Origin of the sequence: Psychrobacter piechaudii, from assembly GCF_900162825.1 — a bacterium.
Lineage (GTDB): Bacteria > Pseudomonadota > Gammaproteobacteria > Pseudomonadales > Moraxellaceae > Psychrobacter > Psychrobacter piechaudii.
Window position 1 is genome coordinate 1 of the sequence record NZ_FUGE01000187.1, and the last position, 2,996, is coordinate 2,996.

Here is a 2,996-nt window from a genome sequence, read left to right on the forward strand (position 1 = left end):
ACCCTATATAGGGTAATTACTTCATCCAATAGAAAAACGTCTGAGGGTTAAATCTAAATTATAGATTTAACCCTCAGACGTTTTTTTGCTTATAAAACAGTAGAAATTGTGGTCAATCTAGTCAGCTATATTCTGTACATGTTACACAAACTTACATTGTCATCAAAAGTTACAAATTCAAAGTTATTTTTAATTTTAAAGTCGCAATAGCTAATGAATTTTTTGATGAAGAATCATTTTATAAGCAATAGAACAGTCTTATACCTACCTCATTTACTTTTAACGCTAACACTATAATCAAAGTATTCTTAACTGCTAACACACTATAATTGCTGCTCTACCGATTCAATATCAGCATAAACTTGGGTTGTCCCGTCTTTATTGAGCTGCATAACCTGATAGGGCATGAATTTATTTTGATACTCCATACCTGGGCTACCAATAGGCATGCCAGGTACGGCAAGACCCATAGCTTGTACTGGCGGATTTTCTAAAAACTGCGCCATATATTTAGCGGGTACATGACCTTCAAAGACGTAACCATCCGTAGTGACTACAGTATGGCAAGAACGCATTTCATTTGGAACGCTGTAGCGCTCTTTAAATACGGCTAAGTCCGCAACATCTTGCGCGGTTGCACTTAGACCATTATCTTCTGCATGACTTATCCATTCTTTACAGCAGCCGCAATTGGCATCTTTATAGACAGTGGCTGATACGTTTTTTAGTAAGTCTGGTTTACTTACTGATGTCATCATAGAATTATTTATAACGTTTGGTTCAGCTGTCTTTGGAACAGCCAAAACATCTTCAGTTGATGCCGATGTTGTGCTTGCATCAGATACGCCACTACTCGGTTGGCTACAAGCAAATAGTGATGAGGCAGCCAGTAATAATAACGTACTACGCAACCCCTTAGACAGATAACGATTGCATATAAGACTGGATTTTATTTTTAAGGGGGGCATAGTGCTTTCTCATGTACTGTAGATATTGTGAGCTATAGAAGATCAAGTAACACTTCATATCGTTTGGTAATGTAGCATAATAACCCATTAAACGGAGTACGTAAATTCATCCATTGAGCAGTGCAGGCTGGTATCATAAGCAGTTTTTATTTTAAAATACTGCCTGTAGTATTAACGGCTCTATCTAAGTTTTGGATTTTGATTAAAAATTCAAGGCTCATAATTTTGGATAATTTGCGATGCGCCTGTCTACTATTAATCTACAAAAGCGTTTGAGTACTCACTTAAATCAATTACCGCTATCGCTTACGCTAGTAGTAGCATGGCTTGCAGGAGCTATTTTTTTATTTTCGCTAGCGCCTTATGGGTTTTGGCCGCTAGCAATAGTATCACCAGCGATTTTATATGCGCTGTTGGTGACAAGTATGAGTGGTCGTCGCGCTTTTATTATCGGTGAAGCTTACGGTATGGGGCTATGGTGCGTCGGCGGCTTTTGGCTCTATACTGCTATCCATGATTATAGCGATACACCAACGTGGCTCGCATTGATTATGATTGCATTGATGGGTCTCGGTATGGGACTATTTCATGGATTGTTAGCACTAGTCTTTAACCGTATGGTAGGCAAACAACCCTTTTCATTTGCTGCTCTTTGGGTGCTACAAGAATGGTTAAAAACTTGGTTATTCACAGGCTTTCCGTGGCTGTTTGTTGGTTATGCATTTACTGAAGAGTATTGGTTATCGTCCTTAGCACCCGTTGCTGGTGTTTTTTCCGTCTCTTTTGTTGCCATACTATTGGCTGCAAGTTTAGTAGAGCTACTGCTTCGGCGCAGTAGTTATGCCATCGTTTCTGTACTGTTATTAGCCATTAGCACATCATTATGGCTGGTCAATCCGCAATGGACAAAACCTAAGGGCACACCTGATCTGTCAGTGTCATTGATTCAAGGTAATATTTCACAAGATATAAAGTGGCTGACTAAGTATCAAGTAGAAACGCTAAAGATTTATGCGAAGTTAACACGCACTGAGTGGGGACGTGATGTTGTGGTGTGGCCTGAATCATCTATTCCTATGTTTCAGGATGAGGCTGCGGGCTTTATTAGTGAAATGATAGAAATGGCTAATGCGACCAATACGACATGGATAACTGGTATCCCTTATAAGGATAAAGCGGCATTCAATGCCAGTACGGATAAGTATCCCCCATTTTACAATAGCGTGATTGCTCGAGGTGTAGAAGCGGAAGGCCTATACAAGAAGCAGCGTCTAGTGCCTTTTGGAGAGTATATTCCATTTGAAGGCGTGCTCGATATTTTCCCAAGTTTGGCCGGTAGTCAGGATATTAAGAGCTATAGTCGTGGTAGTGATCAGCAGTCACCTCTAAAGGTGCGTGGACACAATATAGGGACGGCTATCTGTTATGAGGTAGCTTATCCAGATACCACGCGTAAAAATGCCATCGATACTGAATTTTTGTTGACCGTCTCTAACGATGCCTGGTTTGGCACTTCAGCAGGACCATTGCAACATTTGCAAATGGTACAAATGCGCGCGCTTGAGAACGGGCGCTGGTTTATTCGAGCGACCAATACTGGTGTTACCGCTATCATTAACCATAAAGGTCGTATTGTAAAACGCGCACCGCAGTTTGAGCGTACTGTACTACGTGGTGAGATACAGGCACGGGTTGGTAACACGCCCTTTATGCTTATGGGAAATTATCCTATCTTGATAATAATAACGTTGTTATTACTACTAAGCTATTTTGGCAAAGGTCTAACCACACTTAGAAGACGAGGGTAATAGTAAACTTAATCATAATAATTTAATCAGTGTAAGTTTTTTATTTTTTCTAGGTAACGTCCTAACGCACGTAAATATAAAAGTTTTAAACTATTGACCCCTGCCGTCAAATCCGTATACATAAACTTGGGAGATTTTAGTTACCCAGCCTGACGATAATAATCAAACCACACCTGTCTTGGCGATTGATAGCCCAAACCCTTTTGAATCCTCGTCTGAT

Annotated in this window: 2 protein-coding genes; one reads left to right on the forward strand and one right to left on the reverse strand. The window is 40.3% G+C overall.

The genetic code is table 11. The features are described 5' to 3' along the window. Positions 1 to 323: 323 nt before the first annotated feature. On the reverse strand, positions 324 to 968 hold the full coding sequence (locus A1019T_RS10295) for a DUF411 domain-containing protein (RefSeq protein WP_007394850.1): 645 nt from the start codon (positions 966 to 968) through the stop codon (positions 324 to 326). 239 nt (positions 969 to 1,207) lie between these two features. On the opposite strand from A1019T_RS10295, the gene lnt reads away from it, so the two are divergent. Continuing rightward, positions 1,208 to 2,776 (forward strand): apolipoprotein N-acyltransferase, encoded by a 1,569-nt coding sequence (lnt, locus tag A1019T_RS10300; RefSeq protein WP_077451561.1) that lies wholly within the window; start codon positions 1,208 to 1,210, stop codon positions 2,774 to 2,776. Positions 2,777 to 2,996 lie beyond the last annotated feature (220 nt).